This is a genomic window from Arcanobacterium buesumense (genome assembly GCF_012563545.1).
GTDB lineage: Bacteria > Actinomycetota > Actinomycetes > Actinomycetales > Actinomycetaceae > Arcanobacterium > Arcanobacterium buesumense.
The window spans coordinates 1024453-1049459 of record NZ_CP050804.1; the positions used below are offsets into that span (position 1 = coordinate 1024453).

24 protein-coding genes are annotated in these 25007 nt (G+C 48.5%); 2 read left to right on the forward strand and 22 right to left on the reverse strand.

What is annotated here, in order from left to right; genetic code table 11:
- Positions 1-4: 4 nt before the first annotated feature.
- From pheT to HC352_RS04720, 13 genes are all read right to left on the reverse strand, one after another.
- A complete protein-coding gene (pheT, locus tag HC352_RS04660) occupies positions 5-2587 on the reverse strand; it encodes a phenylalanine--tRNA ligase subunit beta (protein WP_168917802.1) in 2583 nt (860 codons plus the stop codon).
- The gene (gene pheS, locus HC352_RS04665; RefSeq protein WP_168917803.1) at positions 2587-3666 is read right to left on the reverse strand and encodes a phenylalanine--tRNA ligase subunit alpha; all 1080 of its coding nucleotides are present in this window, start codon (positions 3664-3666) and stop codon (positions 2587-2589) included. Before pheS ends, pheT begins: the two co-directional genes overlap by 1 nt.
- Positions 3667-4298: 632 nt before the next feature.
- Positions 4299-5219, reverse strand: coding sequence for a dihydrodipicolinate synthase family protein (locus HC352_RS04670; protein WP_211080621.1), 921 nt, complete (start codon positions 5217-5219; stop codon positions 4299-4301).
- A 6-nt stretch (positions 5220-5225) separates the two neighbouring features.
- Positions 5226-6035: an ABC transporter ATP-binding protein gene (locus tag HC352_RS04675; RefSeq protein ID WP_168917804.1), complete on the reverse strand. Its 810-nt coding sequence runs from the start codon at positions 6033-6035 to the stop codon at positions 5226-5228.
- On the reverse strand, positions 6032-8068 hold the full coding sequence (locus tag HC352_RS04680; RefSeq protein ID WP_168917805.1) for a dipeptide/oligopeptide/nickel ABC transporter permease/ATP-binding protein: 2037 nt from the start codon (positions 8066-8068) through the stop codon (positions 6032-6034). Before HC352_RS04680 ends, HC352_RS04675 begins: the two co-directional genes overlap by 4 nt.
- A 2-nt stretch (positions 8069-8070) precedes the next feature.
- Positions 8071-9021 (reverse strand): ABC transporter permease, encoded by a 951-nt coding sequence (locus tag HC352_RS04685; RefSeq protein ID WP_168917806.1) that lies wholly within the window; start codon positions 9019-9021, stop codon positions 8071-8073.
- 93 nt (positions 9022-9114) lie between these two features.
- On the reverse strand, positions 9115-10683 hold the full coding sequence (locus HC352_RS04690) for an ABC transporter substrate-binding protein (protein WP_168917807.1): 1569 nt from the start codon (positions 10681-10683) through the stop codon (positions 9115-9117).
- 246 nt (positions 10684-10929) lie between these two features.
- Positions 10930-11784 carry a TrmH family RNA methyltransferase gene (locus tag HC352_RS04695; protein WP_168917808.1) on the reverse strand — a complete coding sequence of 285 codons (855 nt, stop codon included), beginning with the start codon at positions 11782-11784 and terminating at the stop codon, positions 10930-10932.
- Between the two features lie 84 nt (positions 11785-11868).
- A complete protein-coding gene (gene rplT / locus HC352_RS04700; RefSeq protein WP_168917809.1) occupies positions 11869-12249 on the reverse strand; it encodes a 50S ribosomal protein L20 in 381 nt (126 codons plus the stop codon).
- Positions 12250-12278: 29 nt separating this feature from the next.
- Complete coding sequence (gene rpmI, locus HC352_RS04705; protein WP_013170184.1) at positions 12279-12473, reverse strand: 50S ribosomal protein L35; 195 nt, start codon at positions 12471-12473, stop codon at positions 12279-12281.
- Positions 12474-12567: 94 nt separating this feature from the next.
- Entirely contained in the window at positions 12568-13248 is a 681-nt protein-coding gene (infC, locus tag HC352_RS04710; RefSeq protein ID WP_168917810.1) for a translation initiation factor IF-3, read from the reverse strand.
- Positions 13249-13415: 167 nt separating this feature from the next.
- On the reverse strand, positions 13416-14162 hold the full coding sequence (locus tag HC352_RS04715; RefSeq protein WP_168917811.1) for an SseB family protein: 747 nt from the start codon (positions 14160-14162) through the stop codon (positions 13416-13418).
- Positions 14155-14724 carry a hypothetical protein gene (locus HC352_RS04720; RefSeq protein ID WP_168917812.1) on the reverse strand — a complete coding sequence of 190 codons (570 nt, stop codon included), beginning with the start codon at positions 14722-14724 and terminating at the stop codon, positions 14155-14157. The genes HC352_RS04715 and HC352_RS04720 overlap by 8 nt, the downstream gene beginning before the upstream one ends.
- Before the next feature lie 172 nt (positions 14725-14896).
- Between HC352_RS04720 and HC352_RS04725 the strand changes: the two genes are divergently transcribed.
- Complete coding sequence (locus tag HC352_RS04725) at positions 14897-15664, forward strand: VIT1/CCC1 transporter family protein (RefSeq protein WP_168917813.1); 768 nt, start codon at positions 14897-14899, stop codon at positions 15662-15664.
- Between the two features lie 97 nt (positions 15665-15761).
- Here HC352_RS04725 and HC352_RS04730 read toward each other — a convergent pair whose 3' ends face one another.
- Genes HC352_RS04730 through hrcA form a run of 9 tightly spaced genes read right to left on the reverse strand, consistent with a single transcriptional unit; the run spans position 15762 to position 23936 of the window.
- Entirely contained in the window at positions 15762-16559 is a 798-nt protein-coding gene (locus HC352_RS04730) for an isoprenyl transferase (RefSeq protein WP_168917814.1), read from the reverse strand.
- A 6-nt stretch (positions 16560-16565) separates the two neighbouring features.
- Complete coding sequence (recO, locus tag HC352_RS04735) at positions 16566-17294, reverse strand: DNA repair protein RecO (RefSeq protein ID WP_168917815.1); 729 nt, start codon at positions 17292-17294, stop codon at positions 16566-16568.
- Positions 17295-17300: 6 nt separating this feature from the next.
- Positions 17301-18233 (reverse strand): GTPase Era, encoded by a 933-nt coding sequence (gene era / locus HC352_RS04740; RefSeq protein ID WP_168917816.1) that lies wholly within the window; start codon positions 18231-18233, stop codon positions 17301-17303.
- The gene (locus tag HC352_RS04745; RefSeq protein ID WP_168917817.1) at positions 18226-19491 is read right to left on the reverse strand and encodes a hemolysin family protein; all 1266 of its coding nucleotides are present in this window, start codon (positions 19489-19491) and stop codon (positions 18226-18228) included. The genes era and HC352_RS04745 overlap by 8 nt, the downstream gene beginning before the upstream one ends.
- A gap of 5 nt (positions 19492-19496) precedes the next feature.
- Entirely contained in the window at positions 19497-20009 is a 513-nt protein-coding gene (gene ybeY / locus HC352_RS04750) for an rRNA maturation RNase YbeY (RefSeq protein ID WP_247645158.1), read from the reverse strand.
- Complete coding sequence (locus HC352_RS04755; RefSeq protein WP_168918613.1) at positions 20002-20967, reverse strand: PhoH family protein; 966 nt, start codon at positions 20965-20967, stop codon at positions 20002-20004. Before HC352_RS04755 ends, ybeY begins: the two co-directional genes overlap by 8 nt.
- 10 nt (positions 20968-20977) lie before the next feature.
- Entirely contained in the window at positions 20978-21721 is a 744-nt protein-coding gene (locus HC352_RS04760; RefSeq protein ID WP_168917819.1) for a 16S rRNA (uracil(1498)-N(3))-methyltransferase, read from the reverse strand.
- Positions 21718-22869, reverse strand: a complete 1152-nt coding sequence (gene dnaJ / locus HC352_RS04765; RefSeq protein ID WP_168917820.1) for a molecular chaperone DnaJ — start codon at positions 22867-22869, stop codon at positions 21718-21720. Before dnaJ ends, HC352_RS04760 begins: the two co-directional genes overlap by 4 nt.
- A gap of 38 nt (positions 22870-22907) precedes the next feature.
- Positions 22908-23936, reverse strand: a complete 1029-nt coding sequence (gene hrcA, locus HC352_RS04770; protein ID WP_168917821.1) for a heat-inducible transcriptional repressor HrcA — start codon at positions 23934-23936, stop codon at positions 22908-22910.
- A 144-nt stretch (positions 23937-24080) separates the two neighbouring features.
- Between hrcA and HC352_RS04775 the strand changes: the two genes are divergently transcribed.
- Positions 24081-24947, forward strand: a complete 867-nt coding sequence (locus HC352_RS04775) for a DUF3097 family protein (RefSeq protein ID WP_168917822.1) — start codon at positions 24081-24083, stop codon at positions 24945-24947.
- The last annotated feature ends 60 nt before the right edge of the window (positions 24948-25007 follow it).

Consider the following 25007-nt stretch of genomic DNA (forward strand, 5'->3'; position numbering starts at 1 on the left):
AAGGCTATCCGCGTAACTGAGCACCGAATTTTTTACCAGTTCGTTTGATGATACGCTTTCGCACTGATGCAGCTTCTTCAGCAGTCAATGTATGATCTGTTCCGCGCAACCGCAAAGCAAAAGCCAAGGACTTCTTTCTATTTGGAATTTGATCGCCTGTATAGACGTCAAATAGCCGAACTTCTTCAAGAAGCGCTCCAGCTGCATCTATAATTGCTTCTTTGACTTCGCCGGCCGGCAAGTCTTCGTCAACCACCAAAGCGATATCCTCTTTGGCTGCCGGGAAAGAACTGACCGGAAGGATATTTCTTGGCTGATCCGCAACTGTCTTCAGTAATATGTCGATATCTACTTCGAAGGCAATAGAACGCGCCGGCAAATCAAATGCTTTACACACCTTAGGTGCTAATTCTCCAGCAAAACCAATAACTATACCGTTCACACTCGCTTGCGCTCCACGGCCTGGATGGAGCGGTGGTCGATCGATATTAGCAAAGGTCACTTCTGCGCCCAATGTTTCAACAATAACCATTACAGCATTAAGGGCATCCCGCCAATCCCATTCCACCGCGGAAAAACCAGATGTGGCCTGAGCAGCAATCGGAGTTGCCACTCCACCAATATGGTGGGGCTGAGCGGGCATCGCCTGTGCCAATGCAGCTAGTTGCACATCAGTAGGGCGTTGTCCTGGATGCGGAGTTTCAGCTGGTACTAATCCATGTGGACGCGTTACTATCGACGACTCAAAAATCGCAACAGCCGGATTCGATCGGGCAACATTCATCTTGGCAGTTTCCAATAACGAATCAAGAACCGATGTCCGCATATAAGGCGATTCTTCTTGCAAAGGATTGGCCAAAACAATTGCTTCACGGCGTTGGTCCAGCTTTGGAATCAGTTGCTTATCAAAAGTAGACTCAGAAACGAAAGGATAAGACAATACTTGCATCCATCCTTGCTCTGCTAATGCCCGAACAATATCTCGTTGCTGGCGCTGTTGACGTGTTAAACCAGCTCCACCGGCAGGGGTGGGCAACACAGAAGCAATCTCACCATATCCAACAAGACGAGCAATTTCCTCGACAAAATGAGCTGACCCAACAAGATCAGGGCGCCACGGGGCAGGAGTAACGCTGAGTACTTCTCCCTTATCTTGCACAGTACAGCCAATATCTTGCAGAATACGGATAACCTCAGCGCGCGGCAGTTCTAAACCGGTAAGACGCTGGACTTCGGACACCGCAAAATCAATAGGTTCAATCTCTGGAACCGTATTGAGATCGAAACTATCCTCATCAATCGTACCGCCACCGAAATCAACGAGAATTTCAGCAACCATTTGCGCTGCTAATGGAGCGATAGTCGGATCGACGCCGCGCTCGAAACGCTTCGAAGCTTCTGAGGGCAAACGGTGACGACGAGCCATACGAGCAATTGAAACTGGATCAAAGTGGGCAGCCTCAATCAAAATATCAGTTGTTTCGGGACCAATTTCAGTTTCACTACCGCCCATAACTCCAGCTAACCCCACTGGACGTGCGCCCACTGCCCCGTGAGAATCAGCAATGATCAAATCCTCGTCATGTAACGAACGAACAACACCGTCAAGAGTGGTCAGCTTTTCACCTGTATGTGCTCGACGAACAACGAGAGGTTCAACCACTTTTGCTAAATCATAAGCATGCAGTGGTTGGCCAAGATCGAGCATCACATAATTTGTAGCGTCAACACTTAATGAAATCGGGCGCATACCTGCGGCAGTTAGCCGGTCTTGCATCCACTTGGGCGACTGAGCATTGGGATCTACGCCACGTACAATTCGGGTAACAAAACGGTCAGCACCCGGTTTTCCATGGATCGGATTCTCGTCAGCGACTCGAACTTCAAATCCCTTATTATTCGCCGGTAGAAATTCAGAATTGAAATTTTCCAAGAGTCCGGGGTCAGTAAATTTAGCACCGGTTGAATGAGAGTATTCCCGCGCAACTCCACGCATCGAAAAACAATAGCCACGATCTGGCGTAACGTTGATCTCTAAGGTCTCTGTAGCAAGACCTAGATACGCAAGGACGTCCTCCCCAACACCAGGTAGTCCGATTTTTTCAGCTTCGTCGTCGTCATGTGCTAAAACGATTATCCCGTCATGGTCTTCACCTAAACCAAGCTCACGAGCCGAACATATCATACCGTCAGAAATATGCCCATAGGTTTTGCGTGCCGCAATAGCAAAATTACCTGGCAACACAGCGCCCGGAAGTGAAACGACGACGTAATCACCTTCAACAAAATTATGCGCGCCACAAATAATTCCACGTGAAGGAAAATCAACAGGCTCTTTTCCTTCACCTGGTGCATCATTATGTGCCCCCACATCAACACGGCAGTAGTTGATAAGTTTGCCATTTTTCTGTGGCTCTTTAACTAACGTTAAAACTTTTCCCACAACAATAGGACCAGATACATCCGGTTGATGTATCTCTTCTTCTTCAAGGCCAACTTTAACAAGATCAGCAGCAAGTTGTGCCGCAGTTAGATCTTCCGGAATCTCAACATGGCTCGCAAGCCAGTCAATAGGAATTAGTGGCATTAGTTTCCCCTTCCAGTTGTACCGAATTGCTGAGAAAAGCGAATATCGCCTTCAACCATATCGCGCATATCAGCAATAGCATTGCGAAGCATAAGCGTTCTTTCTATCCCCATTCCGAATGCGAAGCCAGTGTACTGATCAGGATCAATTCCCGCATTACGTAACACTTCTGGATTAACCATGCCGCAACCGCCCCATTCTATCCAGCCAGCTCCGCCTTTCTTTTGCGGGAACCACAAATCCATCTCTGCTGACGGTTCGGTAAATGGAAAATATGATGGACGTAAACGAGTACGTGCCTCAGGGCCGAAAAGTTTACGCGCGAAATGATCCAACGTGCCTTTGAGATGCTCCATTGTTAGCCCCTTATCCACAGCAAGACCCTCTATCTGGTGGAAAACCGGTGTGTGTGTAGCATCTAACGCGTCTGTGCGGAACACCTTTCCTGGACAAACAATGTAAAGTGGCACTCCCCGTTCAAGCATTGCGTGAGATTGAACTGGAGAGGTATGTGTGCGTAGCACTAGACCAGGTTGTGCACTAATTTCATCACTATCAAGCTGAGCTGTCCCATAAATGTAAAATGTGTCTTGCATCTGACGAGCCGGATGGTCAGGGCCAAAATTCAATGCATCAAAATTGAACCATTCATGTTCAAGTTCTGGCCCTTCGACGATCTGCCATCCCATTCCTACAAAGAGATCAGAAATATCTTCCATTAATGCTGGCAAAGGATGACGTGCGCCTCGTGGCGAACGACGAATCGGGACGGTCACATCCACTTTCTCTTCCGCTAACATTCGTTCTTCAGCAGCTGCCTCCACCCGAGCAGTAGCAAGTGCAAGTGCTTGCTGAATTTCTTTACGTGCAGCACCCATAAGTTTTCCGGCTATCGGGCGTTCACTTTTATCGAGTGTTTTAATCTGCATGTTAGCCAACGTAATTGGAGCGTTGTCTCCGTTGTGGGCAAGGCGAGCTTCTTTCAATTCATCGAGAGAATCTGCATGCGAGAATGCTTCTTTCGCAGCTTGTATCGCTGCGGCAATCCCTGCTTCATCCAGCGGACTCAGGGGTTCCATAATGGCCTTTCATTCTAAATAAGGTAACATTACCCATTGTAGAGCGTCTTTCCGACAACTTCTTGTGCCACGATACATATAATTCGTCACGCTCTACTGGGAGCTGATATCAAATCCATTATTTTTGGCTAAAGACAGCCTAAAAAATACCCTGTGGGGCAAGTATTAAGTACAAAATATTTGAGGTTTCCCCCAGCTGTGCATAAAATGTTTAATTAAAAAGATGAACGGGAAGTTTCCCAAGGTGCAATAGGATTTTCGATTCTTTGACATTTTTGCAAAATGAACTGAAAACGACGGAGAACGAAAACAGCACACTGTGAGCGATTCATCGAATTGTGACCATACTTGGGGTTTGGAAGTTAATCTTCGGTAGCACAGCAAAAGCTAACTTTCACAGTATCTAAAGTTTTCTTCCTATTTTTGTTCTTTGGGACTCAGATCTATTCTTCACCTAACATCCACAACTGCACTCGAGATTGGCTCAAGGGCCTGGCCCCGAAGCGATATCGGAACCAGACCCTTGTAGTCTCACGAGCCGGATTTAATTTGAACCGCCCACTAAATGAGGAACAATTCAAACCTTTATAGCCACCTGCAACATCTATTAAACGCTGGATGGCTTATGAAAATTAATCCATCAACCCAGCTTGCCTAAGAATAGCAGCGATTCCTTCTTCTTCTGCTGGCGTTAGCTTTGAAACAGGCTCAGGCATCTGATTTGACTCAAAAATACCCAAAGCCTTTAGAGCGGTCTTGAAAGCTCCCACGCCTGCTCCGAATCCAGTCGTCGTCGTCGGAACCATCACGATGCGCATCAGGTCAGACAATCTGTCTTGTTCTTTACGTACTGTCTCCCAGTCGCCCGCCATATAAGCGTTCCACTGACGTACATAGCCAGCAGGATCGACATTGGCCAAGCCAGGAACAGACCCGTCAGCGCCACCCAGATATGCACCATCAACAACAACCTCATGCCCTGTCAGCAATGAAAGCGGATGACCAGCACGTTCGTTGTCTTGAAGTAGGAAACGGAATGATACGTCATCGCCGGATGAGTCTTTAACTCCAGCAAGCACTCCGTCTTCACCAAGTTTCATCAGTAACGCCGGTGGAAGTTTCACGTGTACGCACACCGGAATATCATAGGCAAATAAAGGCAACTCAGTAGCTGCATGAATCTGCCGGAAGTGCCGTTCGATCTGTGGCAATCCACCTAGTGCATAAAACGGCGCAGTGGAAACAATCCCGTCTACTCCGATCGCTTCAGCTTGTTTAACGTGTTCAATAACTCGGTCTGTTTGAGTATCAATCACACCAGCTAAAATGGGGACTCGTCCAGCTACAACTTCTTTTGTAGCACGAAGAATTTCCTCACGACGCGCTGGAGTTACGAACGCACCCTCGCCGGATGATCCCAGTGCGAAAACACCATGAACACCGGCTTGAATCATACGATCGAGGCCACGCTGATAAGACTCCGCATCAAAAGTCCCATCTTCATGTTCTGCAACTACAACTGGTGGAATTACTCCACGAAATTCTGTCATCATCTTTCCTTAAAGAGTTGGGTGCAACAAGGATGGCGCTGCGCCCAAAAGTTTCCGAGTATATGGGTCCTTAGGATCTGCTAGCAGTTCATCGGCAGGTCCTTCTTCAACAACAAGACCTTTATTCATCACTGCAATTCGATCCGAAACATAACGCACGGTTTGAATATCATGAGAAATAAAAACCATGGCTAGGTTGAGCTCTTTTTTCAAATCCGTGAGCAGATTGAGAATCTGTGCACGCACTGACACGTCAAGAGCTGAAGTGGGTTCATCTGCAATAATTGCGCTTGGTTCCAAGGCTAACGCACGTGCAATTGCCACACGCTGACGCTGTCCACCAGAAAGCTGACCAGGTAAAGCATCAAGTGCTGATGCAGGTAGGCCCACCATGGAGATAAGGTCACTCACCCGCTTTTCACGTTCTGCCTCAGTACCGATCTTGTGTACTCGCATTGGATCAGCAAGCTGATCATGGATGACCATACGAGGATTCAAGGCAGTTGCCGGATCTTGGAAAACCACCGAGACTACACGACCGATACGACGACGAGCATCCGCGGTACGTTTGGTAACCTCTTCACCGTTAAAGAAGACCTGACCTTCAGTTGCAGCTTGCAGACCACACATCACGTTTGCGGTTGTGGACTTTCCACAGCCTGACTCGCCTACAATACCGAGCGTCTTACCGGGCATAACTTTCATGTTCACGCCACGCACAGCTTGGATCTTGTTAGGCTTGAAAAGTGAACCAGTTCGAGTTGAGAACGTTACTTTGACATCTTTAAGCTCAATAATAGGAGTTTCGTGAGAAGTCACAGCTGTTCACCTACTTTCGATGTAGCATTAGTTTCTTCGGGACGCGGCGGCAAAGCTGCGTAATAGTGGCGTGGTCCAACTTCCGTGAGAACCGGACGAATATCCAATCCATAATCTGGATGTGAAGAACGCGGAGCAAAACGATCGCCAATTGGGAAATCTTGTGGCGACGGTACTGTACCAGGTACCTGGTGCAGTCGACCTGAACCAGATTCAATTGAAAGCACCGCACCTAGCAGACCACGGGTGTATTCGTGTGTCGGGTTGAGCAACAGTTCTGACGTTGGTGCCTGTTCAATAACCTGACCTGCGTACATGACTGTAATAGAGTGCGCCACCTCAGCAACCAGGGCCAAATCGTGTGAAACGAAGATCATTGCAAAGCCAAGCTTTTCACGAAGCTCATTTAGCAAAGCAATAACTTGTTTTTGAACGGTAACGTCAAGAGCCGTTGTAGGCTCATCAGCAATCACGAGCTTAGGATCACGGGTCAGTGCCATAGCGATCAAAACTCGCTGACGTTGACCGCCAGACAACTCGTGTGGGTAAGATTCCAAAGTTCGCTTTGGATCAAGCCCAACAAGCTCAAGAAGCTCTTCAGCAGTACGAGTACCACCACGTGATGTTAACTGTTTCATCTGGGACTTGATCAACATAGCTGGATTGAGTGAGCTCAATGCATCTTGGTAGATCATTGCCATTTCATGGCCGAGTAATGCTTGACGTTCCTTTGCTTCCATTTCAAGGAGATTCTTGCCCTTGTATAGGAGTTCGCCGGAAAGCTGAGCACGTGGATCGATCAGCCCCATAATCGAGAGTGCGGTAATGGACTTACCACATCCAGATTCACCGACAAGTCCCATCGTCTCACCTGGAGAGACTGTGAAAGAGACGTTATCGACGACGTTGACATCTCCGTGGCGTGGGAATTTAATAGAGAAATTCTTTACCTCTAGTAACGGCGTGATACTAGGATCGGAGATAAAGCGGTCATCACGTTTTTCTTCGACCGCACGCAGCGCATCAATTCGAGCTTGCAAAGACTCTGCCTGTTCGGCATAAGCCAACCGTGGGTCAAGAAGAAGCTTATCTGCTTCACGCTTAGAAGAAGCGTCAACTTGAGCCACCGATACACCTTTAGGAGCAGCAACCATTGCGTCGGTGATGCCTTCAGACAAAATATTTAAGCACAAGACGGTAATCATGATCAGAACACCTGGGAAGAAGGCGGTCCACCACTTGCCGAGCATAACAGAAATATTTGCGGATGCGTCGGAGAGAACATTACCCCAGGTAGGAACCATAGCTGATTGCAAACCGGAGCCAATGAATGTTAATGACGCTTCAAGGATGATAGCGTCAGCAACCAAAACGGTGGCGAAGACGAGTACCGGAGCTGCGGTATTACGCATAACGTGCTTGATCAGAATCCATGGTGCACGTGCACCCGAGACTATCACAGCTCGAACGTAGTCTTCACCATATGCACTCATAACATTTGCACGGACAATGCGTGCTAACTGTGGGGTGTAGACGAATGCGATTGAACAGATAATAACAAGGAGAATACCTGCAAGATTATCTGAGCTAAAACGAGCCGAGAAGACAAGAACTGTCACAGCGGCCATTGCAATTCCTGGAACAGCCATAATGATGTCCAAGATACGCATAATAACTTCGGAAATTGACTTGCGGACAACTGCAGCGATCGAACCGATAATTGCACCGAAGAACAATGCGATGGCAGTCGAGCTTAGTCCGATAATTAACGAGTATCGGCCACCGTATAGGAGTCGGCTGAGGATGTCACGACCAACGTGGTCAGTGCCAAACAGGTGAGCGCTACTTGGTTCTGCCCATTTTTCAAAAATAGCTTCCGGCGAATACGGTGCGATAAACGGTGCCAGAATCGAGATGACAGCGATAAGCGCAAGCACACACATAGCAATTCGCGAACCGAGGTTCATATTACGAATACGTGAGAAGCGAACTCCTGGTTGCGTAACTTTAGTAAGTTTTTCTTTCTTTCCCATGATCACACCGACCTAATACGTGGGTTAATCAGCAAGTAAAGCATATCCACGATGATATTGACAATGATGAATGCGATAGCAACAACGAGTGCACCACCTTGTACCAGGTTGACCCAGTTGTTCTGAATACCCTTAATAAGGACTTGTCCCATACCGTTGATAGCAAAAATAATTTCGATAACAACGGCGCCACCCATCAAGTAGCCAACACGTAGACCAAGGACAGTTACTGGTGTGATGAGCGCGTTACGCAAGACGTTGCGGCCAATGACCACAGACTTTGGAATACCAGCGCCAAGAGCTGTTCGAACATAGTCTCGATCGAGTTCTTCAACCATAGATGTTCTCACAACACGAGTCATCTGGCCGATGACAGGGATTGCCAATGCTACTGCTGGTAAGAGCATGCGTAGGAACCAACCGCTAAAGTCATCAAACATTCCGGGAAGAGCGCCCGAAACAGGAAGCTTTCCGATAAATGCTAAAACAAGGAGCACAGCGAGCCAGAAGGACGGTGTGCCGATACAAATAACTGAAAGGACACGAATAACTTGATCTGGCCAACGATCGCGATAGATAGCTGCGAGAACGCCCAAAGGGAAAGAAAATAGCACAGCCAAAATGAGACCGAAGAACGTTAACTGTAGTGTGACAGGCAACGCTTGACCTATGAGAGAAGAAACAGTATTCGATACGCCTACTCCGTAGATGCCAAGATCTCCTTGGACGAGATTAACGATGTATACGCCTAACCGCACTAGCAGTGGTTCATTCAAACCTTGCTGTTCACGGAAGGCTTCGAGTTCAGTGGGAGTAGCGTTTTCGCCAAGCGTACTGTACGCCGGGTCAATTGGCGAAAGCGCCATGATGAGGAAGACAAGGACGGTCACGCCTAGCACCATTACTGGTAACGCAATCAGACGACGCCCGATGAGTCTAAGTAGATTATTCATTCGATCTATTCCTTATGACTGCTATTTAATTAAGAGGGGGCGGATGCGGGTGTACGCATCCGCCCCCTCAAAGAAATAACTCAGCTGTCTGACTTATTTGTGTGTTGCACCGAGCAGGTACAGACCAGTTGTTGCGATGGAGTCAACACCATCGAAGTTTGCTGGGTTATATGCGGTGATCATAGAACGGTGGAACAATGGGAAGATCGGAGCCTTCTCCGCTACGATATCCTGGATCTCGCCCCACTTGGCCTTTGCCTCTGCACCATCGAGTGAGTCAGCTTCTGCCATCAGAGCTTGGATCTTATCGTAGGTTTCCTTATCAGAGTTAGCGAAGTTAGAACGCTTGTGCATCCATGCGTTATCGCCGTACCACCAGGAGAAGAAGATGGCCGGATCGTTACCGAAGACCGATGGATCACCAGGAGCTAGGATAACGTCATAGGTTGGGTTCTCAACATCAGCATTATCTGCGTATAGTGCTGCTGATGCCTTCGATTCGATATTTACCGTGATACCGAGCTTCTCAAGGTCTTCCTTGATTTGCGGAGCAAGGTTAGCAACCCATGGGTGATCAGTAGTCAATAAGGTGATATTAAGATCTGAAACTCCTGCGGAAGCAAGTAGCTCCTTTGCCTTGTCAACAGAGTAGCTCATATCTGTTGCTGGCTTCTTGTATGAAGGATTTACTTCAGGCAAGAAAGATGTAGCTGGGATAGCCTTGCCATCAACTGAGGAATCAATCAAACGCTGAATATCAATCGCTTGGTGGAAGGCCCGGCGAACTTCAGGCTTATCGAATGGAGCCTTAGTGGTATTGAACATCAGGAATGGGTTGTTGTACCCCTCTACTTCCTTAACTTCCCAACCAGCACCCTTCAACTCGTCAATGGTTGCTGCTGGAACAGCTTCCATAACATCGATGGTTCCACCTAGAGCAGCAGCCAAACGCTGGCTGTCATCCTTTTGTGGGTTCCATACGATCTTCTCGAGCTTTGCTGGGCTCTTACCGTTATAGTGCTCGTTGACCACGGCGGTGATTGGGTTGCCTTCCTTAGGCGCAGACTCAAACTTGTACGGACCAGAACCAATTGGCATGGTCTTCAAATCATCGTCACTCATACCTGCAGGAACAACCTTGACGAGTGCGAGGCGTTCCTTGAGCTTAGCAAATGGGTAGTTAAGCTCAATTGTGATTGTGGAATCATCTTTAGCAGTCACACTCTTGATGGCGCTAAAGAAAGGAGTGTAAAGGCCACCTTCGTTAGAGTTACGCTCGTATGAAGCTACCACATCCTGGGCGGTGAGATCATTGCCGTCAGAGAACTTTGCACCTTCGCGAAGTTTAACTTCATAGGTGAGTTCACCAACTTCTTTCGGATCTCCGTCAGCTAGTGCTGCGTGAGTGGAGTAATCAGCCATGTTGAAGTCATAAAGACCTTCGAGAATGTGCCAGTTAACACCGTTTGCAAGTGCAGAACCAGCATGGACTGGACTCCAGTTAGTGGTTTCGTAGGCAACACCTGCGTTAAGAACGCCCGATGGTCCCGTTGATTCTGTGCCGTTATCAGCATTCGGTGCATCGGTGTTTCCACCACAGGCACTGAGCGCCAATGTTGTCGCAGCAAGTGCTGCTACAATACGCGTCTTCTTGACAGACATATATTTTCCTCTCCATTGAGCATACGATTGACCTTCTACAGTTAGCTCGTATGTTGTCCGACAAATTTATCGTAAGTCTTAAAAGTTTGCCATGCAAGAACAGAGCACATCTTTCAAATAACGATTCGATAACGTTTTGGCTTTATTAGGTTATGTTGTCGGAATTAGTCATACCTAACCCTTACCGCCATTACTTTATCATTAATGTGACCTAGAACAAACTTCGCTTCCCTGCGCGTTTTGATATTAGGAAATAGTCCTATTGTGCGCATGAGCCGAGGCGTAAAGACAAAGCGAAGTCGCTACTGCCGCATTCAAGGACTCTGACTTGCCCCACATTGGAATACGCACGATACCATCGGCCCACGACAGTTCCTCTTGTGAAAAGCCATGAGCTTCATTACCGACTAACCAAAGTGTGGGACGTCGTAAATCTACCTCCGCCAATGCTTCTCCCAAAAGCGTTGCACGTAATGCTTTGTCAGAAAGCTGACCAAGATCATGGGTACCCCCACCATCAGCAGCTAAAATCTGGAAACCAGCACGCTGCACACGCTCAACAACGCTAGCTACATCTTCATCTTCAATAATGGGTATGTGAAAATACGAACCAGCAGAAGACCTGATGACTTTAGGATTTGTCGCATCGACAGAGCCTCGCCCAAGAATGACTGCATCAGCACCAGCCGCATCAGCCGAACGAATAATCGTGCCAAGATTACCTGGATCAACACTGCGAATGGCGCAAACAAGCAACTTTCCACGTTCAACAACACTGTCAAAGCGCTCTTCGTCAGGAACAGATATTACTGCGAAAATACCTTGAGCATTTGGCGCAATACGATTACTTAACTCATCAGGGAGAATGTGAGTATAGGGATCTAAATCTAATAAAAGTCTATCAATATCGCCATGCCGCTCAATAGCGTGTTGCGTGATATAAACATCTCGAATTGCACTCGGAAGATAAACAAGTGCCTCGCGGACGCTCTGTGGCCCTTCAACAATTGCCTGGGCATAATTCAAACGAGTTTTACTGCGATACAGTCCCGCTACCTTTTTCAGTTGTCCGGTATACGTTTCCATCGGGGTTCGAGGCATGAGATCTCCTTGACAGAAAAAATTACTGCGCTCTTACTCTACTAAAAGAGTAAGAGCGCAGTATATAAATAAGCGTGATATCTATCAGGCTAATGGAGCATTCACATCGGCTGGAAGGGCCTTGCGAGCAACTTCAACTACACCTGCGAAAGCAGCAGGATCATTCACAGCCATTTCGGCAAGCATGCGACGATCGAGTTCGATGCCAGCAAGTTTGAGACCCTGCATGAAACGATTGTAGGTCATACCGTTTGCACGAGCGCCTGCGTTAATACGGGCGATCCACAACTTACGGAACTCATTCTTACGGACCTTACGATCACGGTAGTTGTACACGAATGAGTGAGTGACCTGCTCCTTGGCCTTGCGGTACAAGCGGGAACGCTGACCACGGTAGCCGGACGCCCGCTCAAGGACTGTGCGACGCTTCTTCTTAGAATTTACGGCGTTCTTTACGCGTGCCATTATATATATCTCCTTTAGTGCGAGCTAGCTCAGATGCCGAGCAATGACTTGACCTGCTTGACGTCTGCTCGAGCCACTGGCTGATCCGAGGATAGACGGCGGGTACGGCGGGACGACTTGTGCTCAAGAAGGTGGCGCTTGCCAGCCTGCTCGCGCATCAGCTTGCCAGATCCCGTCTTGCGGAAACGCTTTTTTGCACCGGAGTGCGTCTTCATTTTAGGCATTATATTTTCCCTCAATGCTGCAAAATGCAGCGTTCTGTTCTGGCTTCTTGTTAAACAAGAAGCGGTTCGTGTCAGCTTATCTACGGTAAGCTATTCAGTCCTCGACTGATTGCTCTGCTTTAGAAGCGACTCGCTCTGCATTCTTCTGAGCGCGACGGGCTTCTTCCGCGCGGCGGTTTTCTCGTTCAGCTTCGCGACGACGACGCTGATCAGATTTAGCTTCGGACTTACGGCGAGTTGGTGCTAGCACCATCACCATGGAGCGACCATCAACACGTGGCGCCGACTCAACTGCAGCATCTTCTGCGGTATCCGCAGCCAAACGCTCCATGAGCTTCATACCTACTTCTGGACGCGATTGCTCACGCCCCCGGAAGCGCAACTGAATCTTGACTTTATCTCCGCCATTAAGGAATTTGATAATTCGCTTTAGCTTAGTTTCATAATCATGCTGATCGATCTTCAGACCGAGACGCATTTCTTTTAGTTGCGTATTGGCTTGATTGCGACGCGACTCGCGTGCCTTCTGCGCGGCCTCATACTTGAACTTGCCATAATCCATAAGCTTGGCTACAGGCGGGTTCGCGTTTGCTGCCACTTCAACAAGATCGAGGTTCGCTTCCTGAGCGAGTCGCAGTGCATCCTCTACACGTACTACGCCGACCTGCTCTCCGGCTGGGCCCACTAGACGCACTTCGGCGACATTGATTCGATCGTTGATTCTTGGCTCGTTGATAATTGCTCCTCTTAACTTACTTCGACGTGCGACGCGCACGGAGTCCAGAGGGCATACGGTACTATGCCGTATTCTCGTAACCCGGCCCCTGTGGGACCCAGGTGGGATTTTCTCCGCTTGCGTTCCGGCTTTTGCCGGTCGGTCATTGATTAACTCTACCAGCTTGGAGCAGTTATTCCTAAAATATGAAAGAATTCTACCCTCTTTTACGTGGTGAGCTTGCCCACGTTCATTTCTAAGCGGGGTCTGATTTCTACTAAATCAAGGCGCGCACTCACATATGGATTACTTTCAAGCTCCCTGCCAATACGCGTCGCTATGCGCTTTGCATCATCAATGGTCGCGCCCTGGGCAAAGACTATATCGATCGCAGATACGCCTCGTTGAGTAGGACCGATATCAATGCGTCGTACTAGCTCCGCATTTTCTTCAGCCAAAAAAGCAAGACGTTCTTTAATCTGCCCGTCACCCCACGGCGGTAGCCAAGAACCACCGGTTGCCAGTGCAATAACGGCTGTGCGCCCAAGCCACATTTCGTGCTCGCTACCAGGATCAAGCACGATCAATCCATTGTGTTGCTTCAAACATCCCACAGCAACAGAATCTATACTCACCGGCACCGGACGCGCTTTATTATTCCAGGCATTTAGCGCTTCGATTCCAGAGAAAACAACTACCGCCGAATGATTCGCAGACAATTGCTCAGTGAGTAATTGTCCACCAGCTTCCAGCAGATGTGTTGATTGTGGGGCGTGCTCCTTGACCCGCCCATCGGCATCTAGCCCAGGATGCTCATGTGGCAATACCGGCAGGATCACCCGATGCAAGGCAACTACGATCCCTTCCGCCCGCTTCGCAATTGGCAATCCAAAAGCACTTGCTAATTCGCTAGGAACCGATCCGTCGTCGTCCGGAAAAGGACGTGGCTTTAAGAGTGCGTCAAAATCAGGCATCGTCCTTATCCTCATCCGCAGCCTGCTCACCCAGAATCTGGGCAACCTCTTCTACCGATAACTCTGCCACAACACCCGGCAACGTAGCCGGATCAGTTTGGCCAAGCATTAACAACTCAATAACCGGATCAATAACGTTTAACAACAACCCTGCAGGAATATCTTCGTCACGTTGCCCGTCAATAAAACGCACTGCGGAAACAAGTCCCGACGTTCCTTCTTCAGCCCCAATATCGTCTCCTAACTGAGCTGTCAATAAAACGACGCCGTAAGGAGACAAGCGAGAGAGCATAGCCGCCACTAGTTCTGGCTGATCAGAAATATCTGCATTATCGCTATCTTCAACAAAAGAAATATCCTCACTCGCAACCTTATCCACAGTTCCCAAAAGCTCAGAAATATCCCAATCATCAAAAGACTTCACCGGGATATCATGCATTACTACAACCCCAGAATCAGTTGGCAACGTCATTGCCGAAATAGATCGCAACGTCAAGATAGCAGCTACTACTTGCGGATCTTGAAAAGTAGTGAGGATTAAATAACGGTGTGCAGAATTCACAAACGTTTCGCTTTCCAATGAGAGTTTTCTTTCGATATCAGTCTACGGCCCACACGCTCACGAAACAAAAGCTTAGGACTACCATCCCAAGGACTGCCTAACCTTGCTATCCCAACGAAAATTTCTCACCTAAGCTGTTGACATAGGAAATTAGCGACGGAGGAAGCAGAAAATGACTCTTACGTTTGATCATGAATCTTGCACATGTGATATCAAGATGAGTGCCCCAGAGAACTTCAATTTCTCTGCTGCGACCGAAGAAGAATCCACAGTCCTTGGCTCACGCCTTAATTGGTTGCGAGCAGGAGTACTAGGAGCCAATGACGGTATTGTCTCCACTGCCGGCATCGTTATGGGCGTTTCCGGCGCAGCAGTAGACAATCATGCTCTCTTTGCCGCAGGCATAGCTGGTATGGTTGCTGGCGCACTATCAATGGCAGCAGGAGAATACGTCTCCGTTTCCACTCAGCGGGATACTGAAGAAGCAGCTGTCGCTAAGCAACAGCAATTTTTCACCTCAAATCCATATGCGGCGCAACGCCGCTTAGCAAGTCTCATTGCGGGACGAGGAATCTCAAAGCCACTCGCATGGAAAATGTCTGAAGAACTGACCAAAAAAGATCCAGTTCACGCACTCACACAATACGAATACGGTATCGATGCAGATGAACTAACTAATCCGTGGCATGCAGCATGGGCATCTATGATCGCTTTTGTTCTTGGCGCCCTTATCCCTTTCGTTGCCATGATCTTCTCCCCCGCAACATGGGCCATTCCGCTAACAGTACTGTCAGTAAGCATAGCTCTTGCGGCAACTGGTGCCGTGTCGGCCTGGCTCGGAAGCGCCCCAATCTGGCCTGCCACTATCCGTAATATCGTTTGGGGAAACTTGGCGATGTGGGGAACCTACGCTATTGGATTCCTCGTCGCTAGTATCTAAAGTTCAAATACTTTCATGGCATGTGGTCCGCTCTCCTATCAAGAGCGGACCACATGCCATAAATAACTAAGCTCAAATAAACTCTTAAACCTAACAATCAGTTTGAAAGTACCTGGTCAACTGCCCCACCAAAGCGCCGTTGGCGCTTCGCATATTCAGCTACACATCGCCACAATGTTGTCCGTTCAAACTCCGGCCACTGTTCATTCACAAACATCATTTCGGCATACGAAGCTTGCCATAACATAAAGTTCGAGGTACGTTGTTCTCCCCCCGAACGAATAAATAAATCCACATCTGGAAGCGCCGGCTGATAAAGCGCCTGCGCAATCGTATCCTCAGTAATTTTTCGCGGATTTAACTCCCCAGCTGAAACACGCTCTGCAATAGCCTCTACCGCATCAGCAATTTCGGCACGCCCGCCATAGTTACAGCAAAAATTAAGCGTCAATGTGGAATTATAACGAGTTAAACGTTGAGCTTGTTGCAACTCCCGGATAACCGAACTCCACAACCGAGGCTGGCGACCTGACCATAAAATTTTCACGCCCCAATCATCAAGCTCATAGCGACGCCGATGGATAACGTCTCGAGAATAATTCATTAAAAAGGCAATTTCCGCCGGAGACCGTTTCCAGTTTTCAGTCGAAAAAGCATAAACGGAAACAACCTCAATACCAATTTCTATTGCTCCTGCTAGCACGTCCATTAACGCTACTTCGCCAGCCTTATGCCCCTCAGTACGCGGCAACTGCCGTTCATTAGCCCATCGCCCATTGCCATCCATCACGATTGCCACATGACGCGGAACCGCCTCACGAGGTAGGAGTGGAGGGCGACTCGCTCCAGGCGGAGGTGCAATTGGCTCATGCTTAATAGGATTGATTCGTTCCATAGCTCCCTAGTTTACGGCAAGATGACGTAATGATTTCATCTGTTTTTCTAAATGCCATTGTGCATAAGCTCCGATAATTGCTCCGGCAGATCTGCGGGTGGCTGGTTGTGAAATATCAGCCACTGCCCAGTCGCCTCGCAGCAGCGCATAAAGCAACTGCCATGTTTCCACAGATGGTGTGGCAGAACCTACCGGACGGCAATCATCACATACTGCGCCGCCAGCAGCAATATTGAGTGCGCTATGTGGCCCTCCAACACCACACGTAGCGCATTCGGCTACCGAAAAACCCCAACCAGCCACCATCATCGAACGCAATATAAAAGAATAGACAACAAGTTCTGGTGGATGCTGACGGCTAGCAACCGCATGAAGTGCTCCGTGTAAAAGAGTAAAAAGATTGGCATCTGCAACGTCATCATCATTAATAACATCTGCAAGTTCTACTAGCGTACTAGCTGCCGTATATGCTTCGTAATCACGCCCAATTGTTCGGCCGTACTGGGCAAGAGTATCAACTTGAGAAATCGTATCAAGCGTTTTGCCACGATATATTTGGACGTCAATATGCGAAAAGGGCTCAACTCGAGCGCCAAAACGTGAACCAGTTTTACGCACACCTTTGGCTACAGCCCGAACTTTGCCATGATGACGCGAAAGCATAGTGATAATTCGATCTGCTTCCCCGATATCATGGGTGCGCAAAACAATTGCGTCATCACGATACGTCTTCACAAAATATCAGAATCCTAAACGTCCCAATGCTTTGGGATCACGCTGCCAATCTTTCGCCACTTTAACGTGCAAATCGAGATAGATTCGCCGCCCAAGTAAACGTTCAATATTTGCTCGTGCTTCCTGGCCAACGGTACGTAAACGCTGTCCACCACGGCCGATAATTATTCCTTTTTGCGACGGACGCTCGACGAAGATATGCGCATGAACGTCCAAAAGCGGAGGTTTTTTCGCACCTGGTTTCGCTTCGCGCTCTATCATTTCTTCAACGACGACGGCGATTGAATGCGGTAATTCTTCGCGTACATCTGCCAACGCTGCTTCCCGAATGAATTCAGCAATCATCGCCTCGTCAGATTCATCTGTGACAGCATCTTGTGGATATAAGGGAGCCGACATCGGCATATGAGATAGCAGCACATCGCTAAGAAGATCAACTTGTTCGCCAGCCACTGCGCTCACGGGAATAATTTCAACGAACTCGTGTAACTGACTGATATCGATCAGCTTATTGGCTAAGTCTTCGCGAGAAATTTTATCAATCTTGGTTACAACAGCAAAAATAGGGAGCTTAGCTTTAGTTAATTCACGTAGCAAATACCTATCTCCGGGACCGATTTTTTCATCGGCAGGAAAACACATCAATGCTGCGTCTACACCATCTAGAGAGTCTCGAACCAAATCATTAAGCCGTTCACCTAATAAGGTACGAGGCCGGTGCAGGCCTGGTGTATCAACTAGAATAAGCTGTCCGTGTGGGCGTTGGACAATGCCACGTACTACCCGGCGAGTTGTTTCCGGCTGATTGGCTGTAATAACGATTTTCGTGCCCACCAACGCATTTGTTAACGTTGATTTACCAGCATTAGGACGGCCAACAATGGAAATGAATCCGGCTCGATAGTCTTCTGGCCAGTCATGTATCATCGCTTCATTCATTTGTCGTGTCCTGTTCTTTTAGTTCTTGATAGGCAACTATCGTCTGTAATCGTTTGCGTCGGCCTTCAAATCTTTCTGCGGTCATGACAATTCCATAAGCTTGTGCTTGTGAACCAACAATAGGGATACGTCCTAACGCTTTAGTCAACAGACCACCCGCGGTTTCTACGTCGTCGTCATCAATCCGAATACCGAATAATTCACCAAGTTCATCTGCAGGTAACCGGGCCGGAACTCGGTAAGTTCCGGCATCAATCTGTTCAACTTCTGGTTCTGCTTTGTCATGCTCGTCGACCATATCGCCAACAATTTCTTCCAAAATATCTTCGATAGTGACAAGCCCAGCAATCCCGCCATACTCATCAACAGCTAACGCCATATGCTTAGCATCTTGACGCATTTCGCGGAACAAATCATCTGCCTTTTTTGTTTCTGGAACAAAAACAGGTTCACGCATAATACCGCTGACCCGAAGTTCTTCGTCACTAGCGCGACGATGAAATTTACGAACAACGTCTTTCAAATATAAAATACCAACAACGTCGTCATTGGATTCGGCAATGACAGGAACACGCGAGTATCCAGAACGATTAAATAACGAAATTGCTTTATTTAACGGTTCTAACGATCCGATGGTGATCATATCAGGACGCGGAACCATCACTTCGCGAACCAATGTTTCTGATAATTCAAAAACCGATCGGACAATTTTTCGCTCCTCGGCTTCTAACGCCTCTGATTCGGAAACACGCTCGACCATATAGGTACGCTGATCATCCTCGATATCTTGAGCGTCTTCCTCTGATTCTCGCCGGGAAACAAAAACTGTACCGATTTTGGTCAGCCACCAAAGTGGCCGTCCACCAAAGCGAATCATGCGGACAGGATATTTAAAACCTAATGCAGGTGGGATGATCGCGTTCGTTAATCCTAACGTCAGCATCATCGCGAGTATCACGCCCACCAAGATAAACACCACGTTATCGACGACGAGACTAACTAGCATCATCAACGTAGCACCCAACAACACCAAAATACCTGAACGTACAGCAGTAACCACAGTAATCGCCGCCAAGCGATGTGTCAGAATTGCAGACACAAACGGACCCGATTGTCCTTCTTGCTCCGCTTCAGCGACCTGAGCATAAGTAATTCGAGAAAGCGCCGAGAGCATCAAGCCACCACCGGCAGCTAGGAGTGCGCATGTGACGACGATACTAATCAATAACGGAAGCGGCACACTTGATAAACTAGTCACTCACATCACTCAACCGTCGGGGCAATATCGTCAATAGTAGCATTCGGATTTTCCGGATCACGTGGACGCCGGGCTAAGAAAGTAAGCAATAGACGACGCTGCAAATCAAACATTTCTTTCTTTTCTTCAGGATCAGCGTGATCATAGCCAAGCAAATGCAAAATGCCGTGAGTAGCAAGAAGAAGAATTTCCTCCATCGTATTATGTCCGGTAGCTAACGCTTGACGGGCCGCAACCTGTGGGCAAATTGCAATATCGCCGAGCATGCCTGGCCGGGGCTCCTCGCCTAATGGAGTAGGGCGAAGCTCATCCATTGGAAAGGACATCACATCGGTTGGCCCAGGCAAATCCATCCACTGCACATGCAACGCAGCCATGGCTTCTTCATCGAGCAAAACAACGGATAAATCCGCTTGCGGGTGAACACGCAGATCGTCAAGCACCCACGTTGCCAGCTCTGAAATTTCTTCAAGATTCGGTGCCGGGTCAAAACCAGATTCGTCATTAACTTCAATCACGTATGTCCTCCCCTGCGTATCGTGCGTATGCATCAATAATATCGGCAACGAGCCGGTGACGAACAACATCACCAGCATTCAGCTCAATAAATTTGATATGGTCCACATCGCGTAAAATATGGCGGATCAGCCCCAACCCTGATTTTGCGTTACGCGGTAAATCTACCTGCGTTAAATCACCAGTAACAACAATTTTCGAATTAAATCCCATCCGAGTTAAAAACATTTTCATCTGCTCTGGCGTAGTATTTTGTGCCTCGTCAAGAATTACAAAAGCATCATTCAGTGTGCGCCCCCGCATATAGGCCAGCGGTGCAACCTCAATTGTGCCAGCAGCTAAAAGTTTCGGAATAGCTTCCGGATCAATCATGTCATAAAGCGCATCGTAGAGCGGACGCATGTACGGATCAATCTTATCGTTTAACGACCCTGGCAAATATCCCAGTGATTCACCAGCTTCCACAACCGGACGGGTCATAATGATGCGTTTAACTTCATTCTTTTGTAGCGCGACTACGGCCTTGGCCATCGCCAAATAAGTTTTACCTGTGCCGGCCGGACCGATACCAAAAACGATCGTGTTTTCATCAATCGCATCAACATATTCTTTTTGCCCAAGCGTTTTGGGGCGAATAGTTTTGCCACGGCTGGTCAGAATATCTGTGGATAGGACATCAATAGGCCGATTCAAGCCATCGGTCATAATTTTCAACGCCCGCTCAACAGCTTCAGTTGTCAAATGTTGCCCCGTAGCCGCAACCGAAATGAGTTCACTGATTAAATTCCGCGCAATATCCACAGCGTTTCGCGGACCAGTAATCCGAATCTCTTGTCCACGCACATGTAATTGAGCCGGTGCTAACCCACGTTCAAGTACTCGCAGCACTTGATCGCCGTGCCCGAGAACATTAATCATCGCAACCCGTTGAGGAACAGTTACAGTATCAGAAGTAGTCATCATATCCATTCTACGCGCTTGCTCGAATAACGGCGATCGCCCATGGCCCGGCAGTGGCCGAGCGTAAAACGTGTTCTCCTAAGAGGACCACGTGGGCGCCAGCTTGTTGAAAAGTGTCAAGCTCGGCATCTGTGATTCCACCTTCTGGACCAACAATAAGCATCATGTTTGACGATGTCCCAGTAAATATTAGAGGTAACGGCACTGTGGCAGATTCATGACAAACATACACCGCCGTTCCGTCCTCAACTTCAGCACGAATTCGTTGAGCTAGATCAGCAGATTGATAAACACGTTCAACTGTTGGTATCCACGATCGCCGGGACTGTTTAGCTGCCGCATGCGCCGTCGCTTCCCAGCGAGCCCGCCCCTTAGTAGCTTTATCATGCTGATTCCACGAGACGATACTGCGCTGAGCCTGCCACGGAATGACCGCATCTACCCCGTACTCCGTTGCTGTTTCCACCGCTTGCTCATCGCGCCCGCCTTTGGCTAACGCCTGAACCAACGTGATATGTGGAGTGTGCGCAGGATCGACGACAAATGCATCTATCCGTCCGCCAAGCTCATTTTTCGAAACCTTAGTCACCGTCATCGTGGCACGTCCGCCACGGCCGTTAACCACGTCGATCTGCTCACCAACTTGAGTTCGACGCACGGTTACTGCGTGCCGAGCCTCTGCCCCAGTTAACTCAAAATATGCACCAACCGAAAGAGTAGGCATATCCGAATCAACATATACCGGTAACATCATGAGGATCGACCTGTGAACTTATCGCGCAGTTTCGAAAAAACTGAGGTGCCTGCAGTAACTGGCTTAGAAAAACGCTCTTCACCACGCAAGGTGGCAAGCTGTTCTAGTAAAGCGCGTTGTTCATCGTCGAGATGAGTAGGAGTCTTAACCGACATTTTCAACTTCAAATCTCCACGGGTTCCGCGATTTAACCGCCCGACGCCTAAGCCATTCAGGGTAATAACATCCCCTGCTTGCATTCCCGGATCAATCTTAATCGTATGTGGACCATCAAACGTTTCAACATCAAACGTCGTCCCGAGCGCAGCTGACGTCATCGGAACGTCAATCTCGCCAATCAAATCGTCGCCCTCTCGTGCGAAGCGTGCATCATCTGCAATATCGACTTCTAAGAAAAGGTCACCGGCAGGACCACCGGCAACACCAGCGTCCCCCCAACCTTGCATCCGAATACGCATGCCATTGTCCACACCTGCTGGAATATTGACTGTCACTGATCGAGTTGAACGCACTCGGCCTTCTCCAGCGCACTCCGGACACGGATGAGTGATAACCGTGCCATAGCCTTGGCATTGAGGGCACGCGACAACAGACACCATCTGCCCGAGGATAGATTGTGTCATCCGTTGCACTGAACCACTGCCATGGCACTGGGAACACGTCTCAGGTTCGCTACCAGGCGCACTCATATGACCATGACAAGTCGAACATTGGACAAGAGCATCAATATTAATTTTCTTTTCTACGCCAAACACAACTTCTTCTAAGGTTAAGCGCAACCCAACAAGCGAATCTCCACCACGCCGCATTCGAGATGCCGGCCCACGTTCACCAGCTCCGCCGCCAAAGAAGGTATTGAAAATATCTCCGAAACCGCCGTCGAAACCGAATCCGTTGCCGCCAAAACCGCCACCGGCAAAGCCAGCGCCACCGTTACGAACTGCGTCGGCACCACCGAGGTCATACATCTGACGCTTTTCTTTATTCGATAACACATCGTAAGCTTCCGAAACTTCTTTAAATTTTTCCGCACCTTCTGGCCCGGCGACGTCGGGATGGAGCTTACGTGCCAATTTGCGATAAGCCTTTTTGATTTCCTCTGTACTGGCGTTTCGGTCTACACCCAGGATGTGATAATAATCAGCCACGTGTTCCTTCTTTATTCATTAGACAATAACAATATATTTTATCGAGATTCATATGTTCCGCTCAGGATAGCGGAAAGATAGGTTGCCACCGCATGGACCCCTGACATGGTGTGATGGTAGTCCATTCGAGTTGGTCCGATAATTCCCAACCGAGCAACTGAAGATTGATTAGTTCCTGAATAGGATGTGGACACAACCGAGGCATGATCGAGGTCAACTTCGGTATTCTCTCGGCCAATCTGTACCGCAAGACCTTCTTCCATATGAGTAAGCATACGCATTAACACAACTTGTTCTTCTAAAACGTCGAGCATATCAGAAATTGTGCCGTTAAAATCAGCGTTGTACTGTGTCAGATTCTTACGCCCAGCAACAACCACATGCTCTTCGGAATCAGCGGAAAGCGTATGAGTAATTGCTGAACCTATTGTTTCGGCTAAGGACAAAAGTTTATCTGGAACGTCAGCGTAAACGTTCGTTAAAGCCTCGTCCACGTCAGCGAGTTGTTTACCAGCACACTGGGTGTTGATAATCATACTAATATTAGCGATAGCCTCCTGGTCCACCGGATGTTGCAAAACCAAAGTACGTTCTTCTACTCGTCCTTCATCCGTAATAATAACGAGCAACACATGAAATTGCCCTAGCTTCACTAATTCAATATGGCGCAAAACGGTACGCCGTAAGGATGGGTACTGGATAACCGCAACCTGTCCGGTTATTTTCGCTAGTACTCGTGTGGCCCGTGCAAGTATCTCATCTAAATCTTGGGTTGACGACAAAACCTTTTCGATTGCTCGACGTTCGGCAACAGATAGCGGTTTCAGTTCGTGAATAGAATCGACAAATTCCCGGTAACCAGCATCAGTAGGCACTCGACCAGCCGAGGTATGTGGTTGGACGATTAAGCCTGCTTCTTCTAGGTGTGACATATCGTGACGAATCGTCGCCGGTGAAACTCCGAGGTTATGACGCTCAACAATACCTTTAGACCCTACCGGTTCCCGAGTAGCAACGTAGTCACGCACGATTGCATCAAGGACGATTTTTCGCCGTTCATGAGTCATTCGTTTTCCTCGCTTTCCGTTGCATAAAACACTATTTTGCACTCAACTATTCCGAGTGCTAATTCTACGTGGCTTGAAGCGCACTTTCACTGCAATAGGCGTGGCGGGTCGCCGATTTCACTACCGGCGATTTAATCTACTTCCATGAATTTCGATCGTTATGGTTCTGATGTACTAGCTTCAGGTATGCATCGGCGCAAAGCTGCCCGGCCTCTTCCAGTGGAAGTTGGCATGGTTTTAGAAGATATGACTACCGGATACGTGGGCGAGGTTGTCCGCGTCGGTAAGGTCACTGGCCAATGGCAGATGGAACTAGAAGATCGCCGAGGACATCGTCGATCCTTTGAGCTAGGTAAAGGCTTTTGGTACGAAGGTGTCGCAGTTGACTTGAAACCTCCGGTTGCAAAACTCGTTGCGGGGCGCGAGGACGATGTACGCACAGTTGCCGGAAAAACTCTCACGGCATCAGGCTCTTTGCATGTTGCTCATAAGGCACGCGTTGCCCGTCCATCCCGTATCTGGGTTGAAGGCAAGCATGACGCAGAATTAGTGGCGAAAATCTGGGGTGAAGACTTAGCCTACGAAGGCATTATGATCGAAGAACTGTTTGGCGCCGATCATTTACTTGAGGTACTCGACGTATTTAACCCATCTGACACAGTTCGCGCGGGCGTCCTGCTAGATCACCTAGTTCCAGGATCTAAAGAATCGCGAATTGCCCAAGCAGCGATGCTCAAGCCCGGCGTATTGGTTTTAGGCCATCCGTATGTTGATGTGTGGCAAGCGGTCAAACCACACACGGTTGGCATTAAGGCGTGGCCGGTAGTTCCACGCGAAGAAGATATTAAAAAGGGGACGCTGGCAAGGCTAGGCTGGGCGCACGAAACATCGGAAGATATCGGCCTAGGATGGAAACGAATTCTAGATTCAGTGCGCACTTACACCGATCTCGAACCGGCACTTCTCGGGAGAATGGAAGAACTCATCGATTTTGTGAGCGCCGGGCAATAGGTTGATGCAAAAAATCTCGCCCTGCGGTCCAGCGTTGCATATATAGTACTGCTGTGCTGT

What these genes read in the sequence shown, in the direction of transcription:
- rplT (WP_168917809.1), bottom strand. Translation starts at nt 12,249, where the DNA reads ATGGCACGCGTAAAGAACGCCGTAAATTCTAAGAAGAAGCGTCGCACA.
- HC352_RS04715 (WP_168917811.1), bottom strand. Translation starts at nt 14,162, where the DNA reads ATGCCTGATTTTGACGCACTCTTAAAGCCACGTCCTTTTCCGGACGAC.
- HC352_RS04725 (WP_168917813.1), top strand. Translation starts at nt 14,897, where the DNA reads ATGACTCTTACGTTTGATCATGAATCTTGCACATGTGATATCAAGATG.
- rpmI (WP_013170184.1), bottom strand. Translation starts at nt 12,473, where the DNA reads ATGCCTAAAATGAAGACGCACTCCGGTGCAAAAAAGCGTTTCCGCAAG.
- HC352_RS04775 (WP_168917822.1), top strand. Translation starts at nt 24,081, where the DNA reads ATGAATTTCGATCGTTATGGTTCTGATGTACTAGCTTCAGGTATGCAT.
- pheT (WP_168917802.1), bottom strand. Translation starts at nt 2,587, where the DNA reads ATGCCACTAATTCCTATTGACTGGCTTGCGAGCCATGTTGAGATTCCG.
- HC352_RS04690 (WP_168917807.1), bottom strand. Translation starts at nt 10,683, where the DNA reads ATGTCTGTCAAGAAGACGCGTATTGTAGCAGCACTTGCTGCGACAACA.
- HC352_RS04755 (WP_168918613.1), bottom strand. Translation starts at nt 20,967, where the DNA reads ATGACTACTTCTGATACTGTAACTGTTCCTCAACGGGTTGCGATGATT.
- pheS (WP_168917803.1), bottom strand. Translation starts at nt 3,666, where the DNA reads ATGGAACCCCTGAGTCCGCTGGATGAAGCAGGGATTGCCGCAGCGATA.
- HC352_RS04685 (WP_168917806.1), bottom strand. Translation starts at nt 9,021, where the DNA reads ATGAATAATCTACTTAGACTCATCGGGCGTCGTCTGATTGCGTTACCA.
- hrcA (WP_168917821.1), bottom strand. Translation starts at nt 23,936, where the DNA reads ATGACTCATGAACGGCGAAAAATCGTCCTTGATGCAATCGTGCGTGAC.
- era (WP_168917816.1), bottom strand. Translation starts at nt 18,233, where the DNA reads ATGAATGAAGCGATGATACATGACTGGCCAGAAGACTATCGAGCCGGA.
- HC352_RS04760 (WP_168917819.1), bottom strand. Translation starts at nt 21,721, where the DNA reads ATGATGTTACCGGTATATGTTGATTCGGATATGCCTACTCTTTCGGTT.
- HC352_RS04680 (WP_168917805.1), bottom strand. Translation starts at nt 8,068, where the DNA reads ATGGGAAAGAAAGAAAAACTTACTAAAGTTACGCAACCAGGAGTTCGC.
- HC352_RS04730 (WP_168917814.1), bottom strand. Translation starts at nt 16,559, where the DNA reads ATGGAACGAATCAATCCTATTAAGCATGAGCCAATTGCACCTCCGCCT.
- HC352_RS04695 (WP_168917808.1), bottom strand. Translation starts at nt 11,784, where the DNA reads ATGCCTCGAACCCCGATGGAAACGTATACCGGACAACTGAAAAAGGTA.
- HC352_RS04670 (WP_211080621.1), bottom strand. Translation starts at nt 5,219, where the DNA reads ATGATGACAGAATTTCGTGGAGTAATTCCACCAGTTGTAGTTGCAGAA.